The organism is Paenibacillus sp. JJ1722 (assembly GCF_048282685.1).
Classification (GTDB): Bacteria; Bacillota; Bacilli; order Paenibacillales; family Paenibacillaceae; genus Paenibacillus; species Paenibacillus polymyxa_B.
Map to the genome: position 1 here is coordinate 4,334,471 of NZ_CP182500.1, position 17,157 is coordinate 4,351,627.

General features: G+C 44.5%; 20 protein-coding genes. 7 read left to right on the forward strand and 13 right to left on the reverse strand.

All coding sequences use genetic code 11. The features are described from left to right. Positions 1-87 precede the first annotated feature (87 nt). Complete coding sequence (locus ACM1ND_RS19185; protein WP_076295517.1) at positions 88-510, forward strand: hypothetical protein; 423 nt, start codon at positions 88-90, stop codon at positions 508-510. Positions 511-539: 29 nt separating this feature from the next. Here the strand turns inward: ACM1ND_RS19185 and ACM1ND_RS19190 are convergent, their stop codons facing one another. The 5 genes from ACM1ND_RS19190 to ACM1ND_RS19210 form a co-directional block, all read right to left on the reverse strand. Then, positions 540-1,337, reverse strand: a complete 798-nt coding sequence (locus ACM1ND_RS19190) for a hypothetical protein (RefSeq protein ID WP_076295518.1) — start codon at positions 1,335-1,337, stop codon at positions 540-542. A 79-nt stretch (positions 1,338-1,416) separates the two neighbouring features. Then, positions 1,417-1,884 (reverse strand): hypothetical protein, encoded by a 468-nt coding sequence (locus ACM1ND_RS19195; RefSeq protein WP_023989714.1) that lies wholly within the window; start codon positions 1,882-1,884, stop codon positions 1,417-1,419. 33 nt (positions 1,885-1,917) lie between these two features. Continuing rightward, entirely contained in the window at positions 1,918-2,397 is a 480-nt protein-coding gene (locus ACM1ND_RS19200) for a DUF6097 family protein (protein ID WP_076295519.1), read from the reverse strand. A gap of 99 nt (positions 2,398-2,496) precedes the next feature. Further along, positions 2,497-3,198 carry a DUF1963 domain-containing protein gene (locus ACM1ND_RS19205; protein WP_418026491.1) on the reverse strand — a complete coding sequence of 234 codons (702 nt, stop codon included), beginning with the start codon at positions 3,196-3,198 and terminating at the stop codon, positions 2,497-2,499. A gap of 20 nt (positions 3,199-3,218) precedes the next feature. Further along, on the reverse strand, positions 3,219-4,145 hold the full coding sequence (locus ACM1ND_RS19210; RefSeq protein ID WP_418026492.1) for a cell division protein ZipA C-terminal FtsZ-binding domain-containing protein: 927 nt from the start codon (positions 4,143-4,145) through the stop codon (positions 3,219-3,221). Positions 4,146-4,303: 158 nt separating this feature from the next. On the opposite strand from ACM1ND_RS19210, the gene ACM1ND_RS19215 reads away from it, so the two are divergent. From ACM1ND_RS19215 to ACM1ND_RS19230, 4 genes are all read left to right on the forward strand, one after another. Then, a complete protein-coding gene (locus ACM1ND_RS19215) occupies positions 4,304-5,050 on the forward strand; it encodes a hypothetical protein (protein WP_418026493.1) in 747 nt (248 codons plus the stop codon). Between the two features lie 272 nt (positions 5,051-5,322). Next, positions 5,323-6,408, forward strand: coding sequence for a WXG100 family type VII secretion target (locus ACM1ND_RS19220; protein WP_053325887.1), 1,086 nt, complete (start codon positions 5,323-5,325; stop codon positions 6,406-6,408). Between the two features lie 33 nt (positions 6,409-6,441). Then, a complete protein-coding gene (locus tag ACM1ND_RS19225; RefSeq protein WP_053325888.1) occupies positions 6,442-7,278 on the forward strand; it encodes a hypothetical protein in 837 nt (278 codons plus the stop codon). Beyond that, positions 7,271-7,756: a DUF5381 family protein gene (locus ACM1ND_RS19230; RefSeq protein WP_053325889.1), complete on the forward strand. Its 486-nt coding sequence runs from the start codon at positions 7,271-7,273 to the stop codon at positions 7,754-7,756. The genes ACM1ND_RS19225 and ACM1ND_RS19230 overlap by 8 nt, the downstream gene beginning before the upstream one ends. A gap of 18 nt (positions 7,757-7,774) precedes the next feature. Here the strand turns inward: ACM1ND_RS19230 and ACM1ND_RS19235 are convergent, their stop codons facing one another. From ACM1ND_RS19235 to ACM1ND_RS19245, 3 genes are all read right to left on the reverse strand, one after another. Continuing rightward, on the reverse strand, positions 7,775-8,485 hold the full coding sequence (locus tag ACM1ND_RS19235) for a 5'-methylthioadenosine/adenosylhomocysteine nucleosidase (RefSeq protein WP_013311357.1): 711 nt from the start codon (positions 8,483-8,485) through the stop codon (positions 7,775-7,777). 42 nt (positions 8,486-8,527) lie between these two features. Then, a complete protein-coding gene (locus ACM1ND_RS19240; RefSeq protein WP_418026494.1) occupies positions 8,528-9,703 on the reverse strand; it encodes an aminotransferase class I/II-fold pyridoxal phosphate-dependent enzyme in 1,176 nt (391 codons plus the stop codon). A gap of 69 nt (positions 9,704-9,772) precedes the next feature. Then, positions 9,773-10,612 carry a MetQ/NlpA family ABC transporter substrate-binding protein gene (locus ACM1ND_RS19245; protein WP_053325891.1) on the reverse strand — a complete coding sequence of 280 codons (840 nt, stop codon included), beginning with the start codon at positions 10,610-10,612 and terminating at the stop codon, positions 9,773-9,775. A 290-nt stretch (positions 10,613-10,902) separates the two neighbouring features. Between ACM1ND_RS19245 and ACM1ND_RS19250 the strand changes: the two genes are divergently transcribed. Then, complete coding sequence (locus tag ACM1ND_RS19250) at positions 10,903-11,460, forward strand: YdhK family protein (RefSeq protein WP_068942131.1); 558 nt, start codon at positions 10,903-10,905, stop codon at positions 11,458-11,460. Between the two features lie 86 nt (positions 11,461-11,546). On the opposite strand, the gene ACM1ND_RS19255 is transcribed toward ACM1ND_RS19250, so the two are convergent. From ACM1ND_RS19255 to ACM1ND_RS19275, 5 genes are all read right to left on the reverse strand, one after another. After that, positions 11,547-13,424: a stalk domain-containing protein gene (locus ACM1ND_RS19255; RefSeq protein WP_418026495.1), complete on the reverse strand. Its 1,878-nt coding sequence runs from the start codon at positions 13,422-13,424 to the stop codon at positions 11,547-11,549. A gap of 167 nt (positions 13,425-13,591) precedes the next feature. After that, positions 13,592-13,879 (reverse strand): antitoxin Xre/MbcA/ParS toxin-binding domain-containing protein, encoded by a 288-nt coding sequence (locus tag ACM1ND_RS19260; RefSeq protein WP_023989726.1) that lies wholly within the window; start codon positions 13,877-13,879, stop codon positions 13,592-13,594. Positions 13,880-13,892: 13 nt separating this feature from the next. Then, positions 13,893-14,378, reverse strand: coding sequence for a methylated-DNA--[protein]-cysteine S-methyltransferase (locus tag ACM1ND_RS19265; RefSeq protein ID WP_023989727.1), 486 nt, complete (start codon positions 14,376-14,378; stop codon positions 13,893-13,895). 25 nt (positions 14,379-14,403) lie between these two features. Beyond that, complete coding sequence (locus tag ACM1ND_RS19270) at positions 14,404-14,964, reverse strand: bifunctional transcriptional activator/DNA repair enzyme AdaA (RefSeq protein WP_023989728.1); 561 nt, start codon at positions 14,962-14,964, stop codon at positions 14,404-14,406. 37 nt (positions 14,965-15,001) lie between these two features. Further along, positions 15,002-15,790, reverse strand: coding sequence for an isocitrate lyase/PEP mutase family protein (locus ACM1ND_RS19275; RefSeq protein WP_068942129.1), 789 nt, complete (start codon positions 15,788-15,790; stop codon positions 15,002-15,004). 273 nt (positions 15,791-16,063) lie between these two features. Between ACM1ND_RS19275 and ACM1ND_RS19280 the strand changes: the two genes are divergently transcribed. Then, positions 16,064-17,065, forward strand: coding sequence for a chitosanase (locus ACM1ND_RS19280; RefSeq protein WP_418026496.1), 1,002 nt, complete (start codon positions 16,064-16,066; stop codon positions 17,063-17,065). The last annotated feature ends 92 nt before the right edge of the window (positions 17,066-17,157 follow it).

The window sequence follows — 17,157 nt, forward strand, 5'->3', positions numbered from 1 at the left end:
AGCGGGGAATATCCTAACCGGAAAAATAACGCTATTTTCTTATGCTATACTGTACTAAAAAAGGGAACAAAGAGAGGATGAACTGTTATGGGAGGACCTTCTTTACGTCAACTGCATGCTCATCATGCCATTCATCAAGGCGGGCTAACTGGCGCTCTAGATAAGACGAGAGAAGTAGAAGAATTACTCGAAGCAAAAGAATTCAAGGTGGCGCGCCAGGCTGCCGACCACTTGATCGAATATTGGGAAACCCGCATTCTCAGCCATGCTGATGCAGAAGAGGAAGGATTCTATCAGGAAAAGGTCGATAAAAAACCGGAACTGCAGGAGGCTGTCGTCAAACTTACACGGGATCATGACCTGCTCCGAATCATTGTAAAAGAGCTCAAAGCCGGGATCCGTGAAGAAGGGCTTACGCCTGAAGTTCTTCAGCAGTTCCACGCGCTTCTGGTTGTCAATGCTATTCATAGTCGGGAAGAAGAACGTTTGTTGTTTGAGGAACCGTCATGATCAAGATGTGGCATAACGATTCACTTTCTCTATAAAAACGTACCGAAGAAATAGTCCAACGCCTCCTGCGAGTATCTGTCATCTCCTTGCCAAGCTGCTACGGAATAAAAATCATGATTGCCGTGCTGTCGTTTACGAGGCGTGTCCTGTGGGACCAGCAGTCCGGCATATCCCCACACCTCCATGACTACATCACGCTCGTTTTTGCTGGATGGAAACACATCCTTCCAGCGCTTTTCCAATTGACGTGCACTGCTTTGAGCCTCACAGTTCTGAACAGCTTCGAGCATGTTATGGATTATAGCTAGATCCTCATCGGAAACCTGAACATCCTCTTCTTGACTGAACAATTCAAGGTCCATCCAGCAATATAGAAGGTGGTTCAGACGAATACCGCCCCATTTGATTCGTTCAAAATTCAGTACATTCAAATCTTCATTGACGTATTCATTATCAGACATCACTTTATTAAAATTACAGTCCCCACAGCTACTGTAATTGGGCAGGACGACAGGCCGCTCACCATAGGTGTGCAAAGGAAGCCCAGCGGTTAATGCCCAGCTCGATAAGGCGCTTCGTAAATGAACCTTTTTCGTGGAAAGGCTGTGCAAAAATGCTGCTGCCACTCGCTCTTTTGTAGCCTTTTGCTGATGCAGCTCATGTAATCTGTTTATAATCTCGTTATGTGTAATGGTGATCGGATCGAACATCAAGCCCTTACTTTTGGCATATTCAAAATCCTCACCCGAAAAAGATCCCCGCTCCTGCTTCCAGCCGCTGGAGGACCAGAATGTGTTCATCAGTATTTTTTTTGCCTTTTTATCCACAACACATCTCCCTTACTCATCTCAACCCCTTCACCTCCAATACAAAGCTCAGGGTTGTAGTGCATTTTATGTAAGATTGCTATTCATCTTTATATTTAAAAGCAATGGCCGTATTTCCTGACCGGGGGTCAAAATAAGAAGAGATTTTCCCCCAGCTCAGTTCATATTCCATATAGGGGTAAGGCTTGGTTTGACGATAGCTTGGCTTCACGGACAAATGTTGCTGTAACAAACGATCATGCTCCCCTTGCCGCTTTCTCTCCCCTTCCTCAGACCAATTATCCCAAGAAGTTGGAAATTCATTGCCCTGAAGCGAAATCTCCACGACAATTAGGCTTGTATCCTTAAAGCATACAGACACAAAAAAATGCCGACGCAGCAAAGAAACCTGATCGAAATGATACCAGATGTAGTCATTCCCTAGCCTTCTTACAGAATGAAAATATTTCGAATACCAAGTGGTCTCTAACAACTGATCTTCTGTTAAAGATGAGTAGATAGCACGCTCACCATCGACCTGAATGATTCCCGATTCCCAGTCATTCATTGCTGCCACTCCTTCAGCTATTATGCCAATCTCCTACAGCTGCTCTCTGTCCTCATGATTGAAAATGGCCTGCCAGGCCCGATCTAGCACGTGCGTATGTAATCGTCTGGCATAGACATTTCTAACGATGGCAAGAACGATCACACTCACGAATACAACACTGAGCAAAGTGATAGAGGGAACCCAATAGTCAAACATGGCATTCGCCACCACTTGCAGCAAATGTCGTTCTGGTTGTAAATATTCTACCGCCGCAACGATGCCTGCTGCCAACAATATGATCACAGATATGATCATAAGCATTACATTGATTACTTTGTATTTGGCAAGCCCTCGCTGAAAAACGCGAGTTCCAGCATATTGCTCCAGCACGATGATCTGCTTGTGAAAATCATTTTCTACCTGCTCTACAGGCAGATCGTGCTTCTGAATAAATGCATAGGCTTTCTTCAATTCGGATTGAATAAATAAACTACTCTGGATAGCAGATCCCAGCTGACCTAAAACATTCATATCTTTTTACTCCACTTCAATAGTGTCTAACTTACGAGTATATAGGGTTGCCATGCTCTACAAAACGATCGGTTCCAGACTGCTTTCTAAGTGAGCTTATCAGTAAAAATCAAAGTAACCCCGCCAGGCTCCTTCACTCTGATGCTTGGCAAAATAAAAACTGCCTCCATCGACAATATTCAATTCGGCTTTGGCATCTGAAGCAATCTGAAACACAAATTCATAGCCCTCGCCAAAGTCGATGCCCGATTGAACAAAGCTGGGATAGCCACCGATTTTGTGAACCGCATATATTTCCTCTACGATGTCCTCAAAATAGTCGGGTTCCTCCTCGTCCAAATGGTTGAGGGCATCGCCATATTCCTCAGGAATGTCTTCACCGTCCCAGACCGGATAATCATTCTCTTTGAGTTCGGGGAACAGCGGGAATGCTTTGATTTGCATAAATGCCGGACCAAAATCTTTTTCAACCAAATCCTCTAACGACGTATACTCACGAATACACATATATCCTTCCATGTCCTCATGATCCAGTACATCAGGAGACAGAAAGACTGTCAACAGCTTGACACTGTGTATAGCCGGAGGAACAAAGGGCAAGGCAGGCAAATACAATTGCATGATCGGAGCCATAACATTCCCCTGTACATCAATGGGTTGCTCCTCCGTTGGCAAAGCCACTGTAACTCTACCAATCCAGCTCTGTTCAAGGGAACCGGACGGTCTACGGCCCCCTGTATGGAAAATAGTAGCTTTACGTTTTAGAATCGTTCTTAGCTTCTCAATAGCGTTGCTGGACAACGAAACCACTCCTTTCTAATCTAGAATAGAAACGCAACAACATCCTCTCCTGCTTTAAAACCAAACTCACTTAAGCGGTCTTCCATCTCTTGAATCTGACGTAGATAATCTTCCGGCACAGCTGGCAGACCCTGTTCATTCACTAATGTCCCGCCAAGTCTGGCGCGTGCATATTCGGCACTTTTCCACATCGCCTCAAACACAGTTTGCGGCTGTACGGTTCGTACCCCATCCATACTGAAAATCAAATCTGCAAAGCGATCCTCTGCGAGTGTACTCAACCAAAAAAATCCAGGCTCGGTTCCCGTATGTACGCTAAATAGTTCATCATAGCCTCCCGGCCCGTGATGGTGTGCATGGAAAATATCCATATCTCCCCACTCCATTCCGAGACTCAGCATGACATCCCAGATATCCGCTCCACGGTAAGATTGGCCTTGATCCGCCACCAGCCTAAGCATGACAGCGTGTTCCCTTTCACCTTCCTGATCTGTAAATGCTTTAAGTTTTTCCGCTTTTGCACGTGCACGGGCAGCATCCTCCCGAGGAAGCACATGAACGGTGCCCTTCCCCTGAAAACGCGCTGGCAGTGTGTTCATAAAGTCTGCAACCTTGGCTTCATCTAAACGAATCTGCATCTCTACATTATCGAATATATCCATACAAATACAGATTTTATCAAAATGGCATTCGCCTGCCGATCTGCGTCCCACACTAGTCCATATCTGCAAATCATGCACATGTCCATACACGATATACCCCTTAAGCAATTGCAAAATATCCTCATCTGATAACGTAAAACCGCTGAATTCCACGTCAATCAGCCAATAGATATTAGAATCAGGCTCCACTTGATGGATTCCTTTTATGGTCTTCACAGGCTCATGTTCCAACTCCACGGCAAGGATGCTAGATACATCCTCACTCCCATGTTCGGGTAAATTCATGAATCTCCCTCCTAGCTAGCTGTTTTCACTTTACAGTTTCCTATAATTCTCAATCTATATTAAACTATAACTCACCAAGCACAAAATAGTATAAAACGGTGCTGGGTCGTTGAACTTAACTTTTAGAAATTCAAAGCTTCGAAAGGGGAGAACTCGTGATGCAAAAACTTTGGCAACAAGGGAAGGCTTTGTCTCTGCCTATTATGGTGTCCGCATCGCTAATATCTGGAGCGCTGTCTGTAAGTACACCTGCGGCGAATGCGGCTGCAACCAAGGAATTGCTTCAGCTATCCGGTCAGACGACTTACTATGGAGAGGTCGAGAATGGGCAGCCCAACGGACGTGGTACGATCAAATGGAGCGAATATAAGCAGTATTCGGGTGATTTTGTGAATGGCAAGCGCTCAGGTACCGGAAAATATATAAATCAATACACCGATGCAGATGGACAAAATCATAAAGTCGTATACAACGGCACATGGAGCAATGACACGATGAGTGGCAAGGGTACGCAGACTGAAAAAGTGACCCAAATGGACGGAACCGTACGTTCGAACGAGATCCAAGTAGGTACCTTTCAGAACAATGGATTACAGAATGGCTACCAAGTGATCCACGCTGTGGCCGATCCAGACTACAGCTTCACTTATAAAAATAGCAAAGAAATACTAAATATCTTGCACAGTAATCAAGATCTGGTCCAAAGATGGCAAAAAGGAGATCTCTTCTCCGTAAATTATAAAAATGGCTCTGTCCAAAAGGAATACTCTATGTTCCCTGAAGAGACTGCTACCAAAGAACGTCAAAGACAAGCGTCCATCAAGTATCTCAAAGGAATTACTGCCAAGGTCACTCCTTATTTGCAGCAGTTTGAAAAGCTGTCCAAGCAGATTCCGCTAAAATAATTAAAACGACGCGAAATATGTATTAGCTTCTACGCAAGAAGGCCTCTCTTTCTAATGGAAAGCTCCATTTGAAAAGAGGGGCTTTTTTCGTTTTCGTTATGAATGGCATATAAGAACTTCGGAGCATAACACCTCCTACTATTCTCCCTTATGAATCCTCAGGAACTCATACAAATGACTTATTTTTCACTTAAATACCCTCCTTTTTTTGCTAACCCCCACTAGATTCACTAGAATATAAGTAATTATTTTAATCATCCGAGGTGGACATCATGGCAAAAATTATGGTTCCTCCTGAGAAACTTGAGGCGGTTTCCAGGCAGTTCGCACAGGCACGTGAGCTGGGGGCACAAATTTGCGGACAACTGTCACAGCATATTCAGATGTTGGAAAATAGCTGGGCAGGAACAACACAGCAGCGCTTTTATCAGGATTTTCATAAAGCGCGTGGACAAATGGATGCTTTCACTCAAACTGTCGGTTCTGTCAGCACAGAGCTGCGTTCCATTGCAGTAAAATTCAAGGAAACAGATACACAAGCAGACACGGGTATTAATAAAGGAGATCACAGAGGACAGATCGGCAGCAGTGAAGGGGCAACTTCCGGGAAAAAAGGACCCGATCCAGCAGATATAGCTATTAACAGCATTTCAGAAGCCAATAAATGGCGCGGGCAACTGGGATTTGCCGGAACAGCTATCTATAGCGGTCTGGCTTCCACACTTGTGCTCACCAAAACAGTAGAATTCAAGAAAAGTCTGAAGAATCCCACTCGAGCGGTTATACATAATGCGGCATGGGTGAATGGCAAGGGTAACAATGCGTTTATGCGTAATTTGGGCAAAAGCCTAAACCGCCAATTCGCTAAACCCGGTATTGTGATGAAGGGTTTAAAGGGCTTTGATCGTTTAGCTGGAAAGCTTCAAATGGGTAAGCTTGGCCTCGGATTCAACAAAGCCAATAGCTTTCCTCAGTGGACGCGGAACGTCATCGCCGGGGTGGAAAAAGGCCGTTACGGCATAGCCACCCGCCAAATTCCCGGCATGATTGCCAAAAAGCTATACCCTATTAATGCCACCATGAATATTGTGGGCGAGGGTATCAGTCTGGCTGGAAAATGGAAAAGCGGGAAGCTTACCGGAACGGATGTGGCTGTATCTGCTTCTAACGTAGCGATTAAAACCGCTGCAACTTATGGCGGTGCTGTTGCTTTGGGAGCCGTAGGCGGCGCTATCGGTGGTCCGGTCGGTGCAGCCGTCGGTGCTTACGTCGGCGGTACGGTGGGAAGCTGGGCAGGTGGAAAGGTCGCCAAATTCGCCGAAAAAGGGATACGTTGGGCCAGCAAACTATTTAAATGACATACACCTAACAGATGGAGAAGGAGCCTAACTATGGACAAACAAACGGTAATTTTAACGCTTGAGGAACTAGGCTTTGCCTTGACCGCACTGGGCGCAGAAGACATGGCTTCTGGTCTGCTCCAATCTTATTACGGGGAACTGACCGAAGATCGCTGGGAACTGCTTTTTCATGCCGCAACGCATAGCCTGATATCCAAGGGTTTGATGGAACAACGAGATGACGAGCAACAACAGCTTGAATTTGATGCGTTCATTGTTGAAATGCTAGCTCATCTGGTACAAAGTCGTCAGATGCTACGTGGCTACAAGGAGCAACAGGATAAGCAAAATACATTAACGATACACCATGGAAATGAACGTTTTCTGTATCATTTTTCCAGCCACAATGAACTCCATTTCTTTCGCTGGTCTTCCCCAGAAGACTGGCATCACGACATTGATCAATTGTTCGGCCTGCTTGCTTCGAACTTCAATGAGCACAGCCGATACGTCGATCTGACAGAAGAACAGTGGAATGAGTTAACCTCTTCCAGCTTCAGCATGCAGCAAATGACAACGTGGAAGCTTCATGAGTCCGCTCAGCAAATAATACAAGACTGGCGAGAGGATTTTGATCGTAATCAGTGTAGCCTAGATAATTTGAGCCAGATGATATACGCGGATACGGATGAAGATGGACCTTCCGTTACAAATCTACTATTTGTTCTTAAAGGAACGAATGATGTGTGGATCGTAAGAAATACAGAACTGGATATGCAGGCCACCCCATGTCTGCGTATTGAAAGTGTAACCGAAGCTGACTGGAGAGAACGAATAACTTATTTCATTCAGGAGTTTGTACGCGACGAGGCGGTATTCCGTGGATAAAATTGTATATCGAAGATCTTTGGCATTTTGGAAAGCCATGGGCAGCTTGATGTTTGTGCTGATTTGTCTGCTTTTGCTGCTGCTCATTTTTATCGACGAAGATATCTCAGCTCTACAAATCTTTTTCTTTATTACCTCCGCCATTATCGGATTTCCTTTTTTCGGTAGCTATCTTGTGGTTTGTTTGAGCAGAACGCTTCGTAAGGATACCTACCTGTTCATCTTTGACGAGCATAGCATTTCCGATGGTATTCGAACTGTCCCATGGTCTGCAATCACTAAAGTCGAATTCGAAGGAGCCTCCATCCGCAAATGGCTGCGCCCTCGCTTTCCCGCCTTTATTTTTCATCTGAATGACCACAGCACCTGGGAAGTCAGCACCGATTATGTGTTGAACGATGTTGAGCTAAACCAAGCCGGGAAACAACTTCGAACTCTCATTAACCAGCATGGCAAGCCAAAGAAAAAACGTTCCTGAATAGTGCCATTGAATATGTCAAAGCTTGTCTCTATCATATGCAGCTACAAGAGCCACAACCACTGCTGCCGAGTTGGCCGCAGCCAAATCAAGATTGGAGTCAAAAGAATCCGCCGCTTCTACACCGGCAAGATCAGACAAAGAACGGACAGCCAAAAACGGAACACCAAACTGGTACGCAGTCTGAACGACCGCGGCCCCTTCCATATCCGTCACTTTCGCTTCAGGAAACTGGCTACGGATAAAATGGGCGCGCTCAGCCTGGGAGATGAAAGAGTCTGCCGTCGTAATCAATCCGTTGACGATCTGCCCCTCAATCCTGGTCTCCGCCAGCGCTTCTGTCGCAAAAGCAAGCAGCGCTGGATCGACAGGATAACTTGCCGGCATCTGTGGCACCTGTCCGTAGGTATAGCCGAACGCCGTTCCGTCCACATCGCTGTAAGTCAGCTCGGTCGCCACTACAACATCGCCAACATGCAGCGCTGGATCGAGCCCACCCGCAGACCCGGTATTAATGACAAGCTCCGGGCTAAATCGCTCAATCAGCAGCGCCGTAGTCGAGGCTGCGTTCGCTTTGCCAATTCCTGATTGCAGCAGAATAACCTCCTTGCCCTCAAGCTGGCCTGTATAAAAAATCCCGTTCGCAATCTGGGTCATCTTTATCCCTTCGATCTGCGCTTTCAAATCTGCTATTTCTTCCTCCATGGCTCCGATAATCGCTATACTCAAAGTTCTTTTCCCGCTCCCTCCATGAATTCCTTGTATTCCAGCTTATACTTGAAAAATACCCGTTGCTGCGATACGCTGCACCGCCTCCAGCAGCCTTTCTTCACTGTTCACCAGACTGAACCGCACATGAGAAGCTCCCGCACGACCAAAGCCTTCTCCAGGGGCGACCGCAACATGCGCCTCGTCCAATAAAAAGTCTGCAAATGAAGCGGATGTATAACCCTCTGGCACCTTGAACCAGGCAAAAAAAGACCCTTGGGGAGCAGCTACATCCCAGCCAATACCTCGTAACGCTGCAATGAGAATATCACGGCGCCGCTCATATAACGCCGCGAGCTCCCGTACCGGTTCCTGCGTGCCCAGCAATGCCACAGCCCCCGCATCCTGTACCGCTCCAAAAACAGTGCTGTAGGCATGCGTATGATAATGCTTGAGCGCACCAATGATGGACGAATTTCCCACTGCAAAGCCGAAGCGCCATCCAGCCATGTTATACGTTTTGGAAGCCGTATACGTCTCGACGCCATATTCCTTGCCGCCGGGGATTTGCAATAAACTAATCGGCTTATGCCCGTCAAATCCAAGAGCACCATAAGCAAAATCATTCATAACCGGAAACTGGTACCGAGCGGCATAATTCAGCGTCTTTATCAGGAAATCTGCTGTAGCTACTGCTCCAGTCGGATTGTTCGGATAATTAATCATGAGCAATTTGACCTGCTCTGCAATTTCTTCCGGCACGGTTGTATAATCGGGCAAGAAGCCATACTTCTCATCAAGCGGAATCGTATGAATATGGGCTCTTGCCAGCGCAGCAGCGGAATAATATTGGGGATATGCCGGATCGGTGGTCAATAACCAATCACCGGGATTCAGCAGCGCCTGTGGAATCCCCATTACACCTATGGCTGAGCCGTTGAATATGGCAACCTCCCGGTCAGGATCCAGCTCCACCTGATACTCCCGTTTATAGAACGCAGCGACAGCCTCCAGCGTGCTTTTTTTCCCATGAAAAGGTGGATAGCCCTGATTGATCGGTTGATCGACCGCTTCATTCAAAGTGCTGATGATATGCGCCGGTGTCGGCTGATCCGGGTTGCCGGCTGCCAAATTGATTACATCTATTCCCTTACTTTTATACAGATTCACCTTGTCATCCATTGCGCTAAAATAGTTGTCAGGCAGAGCCTTGACGAGATCAGAGGATGAAAAAATCACGTTCATCTCCACCTTCTATCCATAAGATACAGGCTGACAACGTCAGCCCGCAGAAGATAATACCCCATATTATTTGAAATAGCTTGGCAGCTTGTAGCCTTCATAATCAGGATTCGATTGGATGTACTTTTGGAATTCATCTGAATGATATCCTTCAATAATGTCTTTGACGAAGGGCTTATCCTTGTTCTTGCTGTCCACAGCAACCACGTTCGTGAACGGATCTGTCATATTTTCAAGCTTTAATGCCGAGGTCAGCTTTATTCCATTCGATACAGCAAAGTTCCCTTGTATAGCCGCAAAATCAACATCCTCTAGTGCACGTGGCCCCTGTGCCGGGTCGGTAGCAACAAATTGCAGATGATGCGGATTAGAGGTGATGTCGTTCACCGAGGTTTGCAATGGATCGATATTGTCCTTTAACGTAATCCAGCCTACTTCCTTCAAAATATTCAGCGCACGCAACATATTGACTGGCTCGTTAGGCAGGTTGATTTGGGCTCCCTCACTGATTTCGTCAAGGCTGGTATGCTTGCTGGAGTACAATCCCATTGGAGGAGTCGGGACCTGCACAGCACCAATCAGATCAATATTCTCCCGCTTATTCATAGAATCCAGGTAGAGCGAGTGCTGGAACACATTAGCATCAATATCCCCCTTAGCCACGGCTACATTGGGCTGAACACCGTCTGTAAACTCTTTATATGTAATCGTATAGCCTTTCTTCTCCAAATATGGAGCCACACCATTCTTAAACTGATCGCTATATGGACCGGGATTAAAGCTGATATGCAGTGTTTTCTTTTCTTCACCCGCAGCGTTGCCCGACGTATTCTTGCTGCCGCAGCCTGAAATAAAAAGCACGACTGCTCCCAGCAGCAATATAAATGAAATCCATGGTTTCTTCATTTTGATGTCTCCCCCTGCTCCTTGATATCATCTACTTTTGGTGAGTTAGAATGTTTACAGTCGCCCAAAATACCAAGTAACTTGATGCGTTTTATAGATATTACAATGATTTTTTATTCACTGTCAACAACATTTAATTACGCATCTTCTGCATAACAAAAAAGGGGTCACAACAGGAGATCCCCTTGAAAGCAAAACACTTCACAAGTTTGTCATATACTTCCGTTTTAAATATACCCCATAGGGGTACATTTAAAATATGTAATTAAAACCGTAAAGGAGCTGTAAATATGAGAATGCAATGGGCTTTGCTCGCTGGTACAATCATGATTATTTTGAGTGGGTGCGGGAACAGTAACACGCCGAACCAGGAGCACACGACAAACAGCAGTCAACAGCACGACACATCGGATATGAACCATTCCACTTCCAGTAAGCTTCCTACCGGACTAAAAGAAGCGGAAAATCCAGCCTTCAAAGTTGGTAGCCAAGCGACTATCCGAGCCGACCATATGGCAGGCATGAATGGGGCTACTGCCACGATTGTTGGTGCTTATACGACTACTGCTTATACGGTCTCATATACTCCAACCACTGGAGAAGAAAAAGTGAATAATCATAAGTGGGTTATTCATGAAGAGATTAAGGATACAGGCAGCGAGCCCTATTCACCGGGAACGGAGGTTATTCTTACAGCAGATCATATGAAGGGGATGGATGGGGCTAAGGCTACCATTGATTCCGTCGAGCCAACGACCGTATATATGGTAGATTATACGCCGACTACAGGAGGAGAGCCTGTCAAAAATCATAAATGGGTGACGGAGAGTGAGCTTTCAGCCCATTAGAACTCTTACAACACAGGCGCTTATGATAGCAAAAGGGAGCCTTACATCGGCTCCCTTTATACGGCTTTATTTGAGTTTGGACAAACCTACTTTGCTAAATTCAGCTTGGCATCCTTGATGTCATACAAAGTCCCTTTGTTGGTTTCTACAAGCTTTTTCATTTGTTTGTTGGCTAGTCCATTCGCAGGCACGATTGCATTAAAAATAACACCATTTTTCTGTAATTGCTCGTTGATTTCATCTACTGAAAAACGGGCTTTACCCAGAGCTGTATTTTTATCATGAACTGGTGCATCTGTAATGAATATAATTGTTTTGGAATTAGAATTCTTGGGAAATTTACTTATAGCTAACTGAATAGCCTCTAATCCCGATTCCTTCAAATCCCCGCCAGCGGAAGGGCGCAGCATATTCAAATTACCTTTTAACTTGTTTTTATCGGTCGTAAACTCCAAAAATTCTAAATCTTTATCTGCCTTCAGATTGATATCCCGAAATGCAACGACAGCAAATTGGGAACCTGCTGGAACGGAATCAACAAAGCCTTTCACCTTCTGTCTCACATAATCCAGCGTCCCTGTCATACTACTCGTAACATCTATGACGAACACAATATCCGTAGATTTGGAGAAGGTGGTGGATATCTTTTTTAGAATCGTTGGATTGGAATGTGATTCAGAAGCATCTTCATTTTCCTCCATTAATTGTTCACTTTCACTGGTTGTCAAAACCTGCGGTGGAGCATGAAAAATCACAACGCTCTGAGCTGCAATATTCCATTTTACCTTCGCACCCAGCGCCTCACTTACAAAGCGAATAGGAACCATTACTTTGCCGTTAATGAGTCTCGGCGCTGCATTGAGACGCACTAATTTACCGTTGATATAGGCATCTCTGGAGCCTACAGTTAACTTGATCGTTGTATTTCCTTTGGTTGCAGTAACAGTCTTGGTAGCTCCATCCCATTTCACTTTCGCCCCAAGCGCCTCAAAAACGGCACGAAATGGCACCAGCATACTTCCGCTAATAGAGGTCGCAGGCTGCTCATATTGTTGCAGTTTCCCGTCTATAAACACCTCAACCTGCTGAGCCTTGTTATTATTTATGGGAACAAATTGGGGTACAGACGCTGCCGAATTTCCCGACTGGTCGATCATTTTGATATAAAAGTAGTATCCACCCGTAGATAAATTCAGGTTACTCAAAGGGTAGGTAAACGTTGTTTCCGGATCGAACTGAATCCGTTTAATTAATTGAGCATCTGCATTTTTGACCATAACGTATGAAGTGTACGTGGGTTGAATATTTTTTATTTTCAAACGAACCGAAAATGACGTACCTGAAGAGTTGATCGTAAATGTACCCGGAAAATTTTCTCCAGACGGGATAGTCAAAGGGATTTCCGGTGACTCATCCACCTCTTGGTCCACTTTAGGCTCCACGACAGGCTGGGTTACTTGAGATTCAATTACTTTCGGTTCGTCCACAGGTTGAGCAACCTCGGGTTTACTGGGAGTGGAAATCTCTTTTATATTGGTCTCCACCTCAGGCTGCGTTACTTTCGGCTCCTCCGCAAGTGGAGTTACTTTAGATTCATCGACTGACTGCACAGCCCCTTTCACAGTTATAGGAAGTTCTATATGATTTTCTGATCCTGGATAAGGTGCTGGTCGTGAATCCGCAATCGTAATTGTAGAGTTGGCATAATCAATCGTAAAGTCACCAGAAGGAATTTCAATATAGTTGCTATACAGACGAATTGGCGTATCAGGCTTAATCGTAAACGGGAGATCGAATTTAAACACTCTGTTTACTCCATTACCATCATCAAGGGTAAGCTTAAGCTTATCTCCATCTCTGAATACTGTCGAATTGGCAGCATGAACACTTTCTGTACACAAAGTGAACAACCCTACGAGTATCGTTAAAAACGAAAGTAGGAACATCATTCTTTTGAGCTTCATTCTTATTTCCCCTTTTGAATCTATAGTCTTGTCGGTAAATCATAGCATAGGGTTAGATGAAGTTCATGCCATCTGATTACAGTTATGGATATGCGAACTCACTTTTTCCATCATTCGCGCTCTGTTCATCTGTTCAATGTTCATATGTATCTCCTTGGCCCGCTTCTTCAACGTGGCATACGTAATATGGCCGCCTTCAGTGCTTTAGTGCCTTCTTCGCTTTTCAAATAATCCGACGGTGTTTCGTTGCCGAGTGCGGGGACTTTTCGATCCATCCAAGTCAGCAAATATTCCCCCATATCGGGCAGTAGCACAATCTGAATCTCCTTGGGAATTTTACTTTCGACCACTTTTGCTCTTATAGCCGGATCTACCTGTGCATACCGCTCCTGATAGATCTGAACCATGTTGGCCCAGTTCTCCGGCTTAAACTCTTTCAAATATATGTCTCTCATCTACGAACCCTCCTTAGGGCCTCAGACAACGCTTTTCATGCTGGAGCAACCATTCTTTTCTCCATAGCCCTCCTGCATAGCCCGTTAGTTTCTGATTGGAACCGATAATTCGGTGACATGGAATCACAATGCTCAGCTTATTTTTTCCATTAGCACTGCCTACGGCTCGGATCGCTTTTTCATTTCCAATAGCAAGAGCAATATCTTTATAAGCTGTCGTTTTACCGTACCCCACGGACACCAGAGCATTCCATACTTTTTGCTGAAAATCCGTACCTTCAAAGGCATAAGGAAACGTAAACTCAAAGCGCTCACCTTTAAAATACTCGTCAAGCTGGATAGCGCATTCCGCTAATACTTGGATTGGAACCTCTTCTATAGCCCTCGTTAAGAGCTCATTCCGATTAGAGAACATAATAGAATAGACAGCCTCATTTGTGCCCTGTATCTCTATCTCTCCAATCGGCGATACATACTTCAATACGTAAAGTTCACTCATAAAAGGATACGCCCTCCTTCCTTTTCTATTCCTTACTCAACTTTCTATACTCACTAGGAGAACAATGGTTCAAGCTGCGAAACGCCTTATAGAAATGGGAGGGACTTTGGAAGCCCGTCTCATAGCAAATCTCAAGATTCGTAAGATTTGTACTTTTAAGAAGATAGGCTGCCTTATCTACTCTTATTTTTTCCAAATACGTACGCGGGGTTTCGGCGGTTTCCTGTTTAAAGATCCGATCCAAGTAAAAGGAGCTTATTCCGATATGGTCCGCAATATCCTGCAATACAAGTTTTTCCTTGTAATGATTGACCAAGAAGGTTACTACATTCTGCACAAGTCTGATATACGGCGAATGGTCTGTATGGGGCTGGCATCTTTTGCAAGCACGAAAACCCGCCTTTTCCACTTTGTCCAAATCAAAGTAAAACTCCACATTTATTTTCTTCGGCTTTTTGGATCGACAGGAAGGTCGGCAGTATATGCGGGTTGTTTTCACAGCGGTAAAAAACAACCCGTCATACTTACGATCACACGCTATAATTTTCTCCCACATTTCTTCAAAAGAAAGACTAAGGTTAGCCATGATCGAATGCTCTGTCCTTTCTATAGTTCATATTCATCTAGCTCAAGGATTTTGCAAAATCCTCATATAAATGTGATGTATCTTGAAGCTCTATCAACTGTTCTGCATTCTTTTGCAAAGCAACTATTATCTTATCAGAAAATGCATTTCCAAAGCTAAACCGTTTAACTCCTAACTGCTGAAGCTGGTGGACATTCGTCAGACCCGGCAGGGATAAAACATTAAGCGGAGCATGTATATGAAACACAACTTCCCTGATCTCTTCATCACGCTTTAATCCTGGAACAAAAATTCCGCTCGCACCATTATCCACATACGCTTTGGCCCGCTCTATGGTCTCTGAAAGTGGGGCATCCATCTGCAAATATGTATCCGTTCTTGCGTTTATAAAAAAATTTTTAAACCCACGCGTATCCAATGCTGTTCTTATTTTGGACAACAGGTTACTGTGCAGGCCCACTTCTCGAAGTCCCTTTTTCGTTTTCAAAGAATCCTCAATATTAATCCCTGCAACTCCCACATCGGCTATCCTTAAAACATGCTCAACAATCGTTGCCGTATCCTCCCCATATCCTGCTTCAATATCTGCCGACACTGGAATCTGAACATGCTCAGCAATCGTCCGAATAATGCTTACATGCTGGTCAAAATCAATAAGCTCTCCATCTGAGAATCCAAGCGTATTGGCAATTCCCCAGCTCGTCGTACCTATCGCCTTAAAGCCTGCCTTCTCCAGAGCCACCGCAGATAGCATATCCCAGGCGTTCCCTAAAAATAAAAGTTCCTCTGATGTGTGAAGTGCATGAAACTGATGAATTTTGTTCATAAATATAGCCTCCTGATATGTGATGTAACTCATTTTATCAAGAGGCTATCTTTGTTTCGTCCTCATTCTTGCACTTATGGTCTGTAGGAATCTAGGAACAACTAGGTCCATTTATTCACATATAAATCATAATTTTTGAAAAAAACGGTTATTTAAGCTCTATTCAATCATATTCTTCTTATCTATACTCTTGCTAAATCAATTCGAGTTAGATGCAAATCTACGCTTTTAGCTTTTAGCCTTTCACAATTACATTATTATAGGAGGAGTTATATGTATAAAACAAAGTTCCTTAGGATCTTGCTAAGCTTTACTGTAATTGCTTCTTTCTCTAGCTTGTCGGGTCCACCTGCCAAGGCTTTTGCTAAAGAGAATGGAACTCCAGTACAGAAAACGATCGATTTAAATGAGGGCTTCGACAACTCAAATGAAGCTAGTATAGAGCCATTATCCCTTACCAGCGAAGCAGCTACTAGCCAAGAAGCGGTTACAGCTATTGATCATGATGCTAATTTCTCACCTTCAACACTTCAGTTTCTGAAGGCTAATACAGGACTCGACGGTGAGCAATGGGATAATATTATGAAGCTAGTGAACAAACCAGAGCAAGATTCTTTGAAATGGACTGAATTCTATGGATATGCTGAAGATATCGGCGATAATCGCGGATACACCATTGGTATCTTTGGAGCAACAACAGGCGGTTCAAATGATACGGGACCCGATGGTCCGGACTTATTCAAAGCTTTTGATGCTGCTAGTGGAGCTAGTAACCCTTCCATTGCAGGTGGATTAACACGTGCTGGCCTGAAGGGGAAAATGAGTGGTTCGATTCTAAAGCTCAGCGATAGCGATAGTGTTATCAAGAAGAAGATCAACGCTCTCCAAAACAATGAAGCTTGGAGAGAAGCCATGTGGCGTACGTTCTATGACACCTATATCGAATATAGTGTACAGCAAGCACAGAAACGCGGATTTAATACTGCTCTGACGATTGGTTCATTTGTCGACACAGCACTCAATCAAGGCGCTACTGGTGATTCAGGTAGTCTTGAAGGAATCCTCTCACGTTCAGGCAGTAGTACGAATGAGAAGAAGTTCATGACTAGCTTCTATGCTAAGCGTACATTGGTTGTCGATACCAACGATTATAACCAACCTCCCAATGGTAAGAATCGTGTGAAACAATGGAGCTCTCTCTTAGCTTCTGGCGAAACAGATCTTAAGAACGCAGATGCAGCTGTGATCAAAGCAACGAATTGGGAACTGAAGTAAATATAATATACGTCATGAGGAGGGCATATCGTATGTCCTCCTTTATCTATTTTTTATGAACATTGAGTTGGTGTTGACTGCTAACAACATCC

Excerpts from the sequence above, each read along its gene's own strand:
- ACM1ND_RS19185 (WP_076295517.1), top strand. The coding sequence starts at position 88 with ATGGGAGGACCTTCTTTACGTCAACTGCATGCTCATCATGCCATTCAT.
- ACM1ND_RS19195 (WP_023989714.1), bottom strand. The coding sequence starts at position 1,884 with ATGAATGACTGGGAATCGGGAATCATTCAGGTCGATGGTGAGCGTGCT.
- ACM1ND_RS19200 (WP_076295519.1), bottom strand. The coding sequence starts at position 2,397 with ATGAATGTTTTAGGTCAGCTGGGATCTGCTATCCAGAGTAGTTTATTT.
- ACM1ND_RS19210 (WP_418026492.1), bottom strand. The coding sequence starts at position 4,145 with ATGAATTTACCCGAACATGGGAGTGAGGATGTATCTAGCATCCTTGCC.
- ACM1ND_RS19215 (WP_418026493.1), top strand. The coding sequence starts at position 4,304 with ATGCAAAAACTTTGGCAACAAGGGAAGGCTTTGTCTCTGCCTATTATG.
- ACM1ND_RS19220 (WP_053325887.1), top strand. The coding sequence starts at position 5,323 with ATGGCAAAAATTATGGTTCCTCCTGAGAAACTTGAGGCGGTTTCCAGG.
- ACM1ND_RS19225 (WP_053325888.1), top strand. The coding sequence starts at position 6,442 with ATGGACAAACAAACGGTAATTTTAACGCTTGAGGAACTAGGCTTTGCC.
- ACM1ND_RS19245 (WP_053325891.1), bottom strand. The coding sequence starts at position 10,612 with ATGAAGAAACCATGGATTTCATTTATATTGCTGCTGGGAGCAGTCGTG.
- ACM1ND_RS19250 (WP_068942131.1), top strand. The coding sequence starts at position 10,903 with ATGAGAATGCAATGGGCTTTGCTCGCTGGTACAATCATGATTATTTTG.
- ACM1ND_RS19255 (WP_418026495.1), bottom strand. The coding sequence starts at position 13,424 with ATGAAGCTCAAAAGAATGATGTTCCTACTTTCGTTTTTAACGATACTC.
- ACM1ND_RS19260 (WP_023989726.1), bottom strand. The coding sequence starts at position 13,879 with ATGAGAGACATATATTTGAAAGAGTTTAAGCCGGAGAACTGGGCCAAC.
- ACM1ND_RS19265 (WP_023989727.1), bottom strand. The coding sequence starts at position 14,378 with ATGAGTGAACTTTACGTATTGAAGTATGTATCGCCGATTGGAGAGATA.
- ACM1ND_RS19270 (WP_023989728.1), bottom strand. The coding sequence starts at position 14,964 with ATGGCTAACCTTAGTCTTTCTTTTGAAGAAATGTGGGAGAAAATTATA.
- ACM1ND_RS19275 (WP_068942129.1), bottom strand. The coding sequence starts at position 15,790 with ATGAACAAAATTCATCAGTTTCATGCACTTCACACATCAGAGGAACTT.
- ACM1ND_RS19280 (WP_418026496.1), top strand. The coding sequence starts at position 16,064 with ATGTATAAAACAAAGTTCCTTAGGATCTTGCTAAGCTTTACTGTAATT.